This is a genomic window from Mesorhizobium sp. M7A.F.Ca.MR.362.00.0.0 (genome assembly GCF_004023175.1).
GTDB lineage: Bacteria > Pseudomonadota > Alphaproteobacteria > Rhizobiales > Rhizobiaceae > Mesorhizobium.
This window is the reverse complement of record NZ_RZTF01000705.1, coordinates 1-1572: the sequence shown is the minus strand read 5'-3', so window position 1 is coordinate 1572 and position 1572 is coordinate 1. Positions and strand designations below refer to the sequence as shown.

The following is a 1572-nucleotide window of genomic DNA, read 5'->3' as shown; positions in this document are numbered from 1 at the left end:
ATGTGGCGCGCCTCGGGCAGGTCGCGGGCGCCGACCGACTGGGCCACCAGGATGGTGGCCGCCATGCCGATGCCGAACACAGTGCCGAGGATCAGGAACAGGACGAGGTTGGCGTTGGAGGTGGCGGTCAGTGCGGATTCGCCGAGGAAACGGCCGACCCAGACGGCGTTGATCGAACCGTTGAGCGACTGCAGCACGTTGGAGCCGAGCACCGGCAGGGCAAACAGCAGAAGCGTGCGCGGGATCGGGCCGCTGGTCAGGTCGCCGGTGCGCCGGCGCGGGGGATTTTTTTCGTCCATGGCGGGCAGCTCGGCGAAGGTTTGTTTCAAGTCGCGTGCGCGATGATTGCCGATTCAACGGGACAGGTCATGCCGTGATCTAATCATGTTCTCAAAGCTTCCGGAATGGGATATTGATCCTCGATGCGTCTGAGCACTTCCTTTATCTGGTGCGCGACGGCGGCACAGCTATTCGCTATGGCGTCAGCCTTGGCAAAGCCGGTTTCGGATGGACCGGCAGCGCCGTGGTCCAGGCGAGGAAGAAGTGGCCGGTCTGGACGCCGCCGCCGGAGATGATCCAGCGCCGGCCGGAACTGGCGAAATACGAGGACGGCATGCCGCCCGGCCCGCAGAGCCCGTTGGGCGCCCGCGCGCTGTATCTGTTCCGCGACGGCAAGGACACGATGTACCGGCTGCACGGCACGCCGGAGTGGGATTCCATCGGTAAGAACGCTTCGTCGGGCTGCGTGCGCTTCATGAACCAGGACATCATCGACCTCTACAGCCGCGTCAACGGCCCCGCTCAGGTCTTCGTGCGTCCCAACCTGTTGGCCGCCGGCAAGATCATGGCCGTGTCGAGCAGAACCGCCGAGCCGATAGATGCGGGCGTCCCGAAGGACGCGGAGTTCTTGAAGTAAGCCTTCTCAATCAATCTGCCTGGAAAAACACCAGCAATAGTGCTCCGGGCGGACGCGCCAAGCGCGCCCGTCCGTGCAGTGGTCGTTACTTCTTGGCTAGACCCGGCAGCGTGACCTGATAGACCAGGAACATGGTGTCGACATTGGCGCCGTCTTCGGCCTTGTAGGGCGCGCCGACCTGAAAACCGTCCTGGGCGAGGAAGTCGTTGTCGTTGGCGACGAACAGGAAGTAGTCGTCGGGCAGCTTCGCATCGAGCACGCTGACCACCGACATCGCCTCCCACTTCTCGGAAAGGTTGTCCTGGTCGTTGGGCGCGCCATTGTGCAGGCCGAAGCGGCCGAGCTCGGCACTGTCGTTGATGTCGATGAATGGCGTCAGCTTGGCCGGTGTCACCGATGGGTCGACGATGCCCTTGGGGGCGACCGGCTTGTCAGCGGCGTCGAAGGCGCCGCCGGCGATGTCGGTCGCGGTGGATAGGTCGACGACGTTGACCTGGCGATAGAGCGAGGCATCGCCCTTCAGGCCCTGGCCGTTGCCGCTGTCGCGCGCCAGCATCAGGAAGGTCTTGTCGGAGAGCGCCACGATCTCACTCTGCGCGGCGACCTTGGTCTTGCCCTTGGCATCCCTAAACACCGGCAGCGGCACGACATATTCG

General features: G+C 64.0%; 1 protein-coding gene and 2 pseudogenes. 1 reads left to right on the top strand and 2 read right to left on the bottom strand.

Going from position 1 to position 1572, the window contains the following annotated elements; translation table 11 throughout:
- The coding region (locus EOC06_RS37005) for an MATE family efflux transporter (RefSeq protein WP_245470414.1) at positions 1 to 299 on the bottom strand (299 nt) is incomplete at its 3' end.
- 113 nt (positions 300 to 412) lie between these two features.
- Between EOC06_RS37005 and EOC06_RS37000 the strand changes: the two are divergent.
- A pseudogene (locus EOC06_RS37000) lies at positions 413 to 916 on the top strand (L,D-transpeptidase); the annotation flags it as partial.
- Positions 917 to 1001: 85 nt separating this feature from the next.
- Here EOC06_RS37000 and EOC06_RS36995 read toward each other — a convergent pair.
- A pseudogene (locus tag EOC06_RS36995) lies at positions 1002 to 1572 on the bottom strand (esterase-like activity of phytase family protein); the annotation flags it as partial.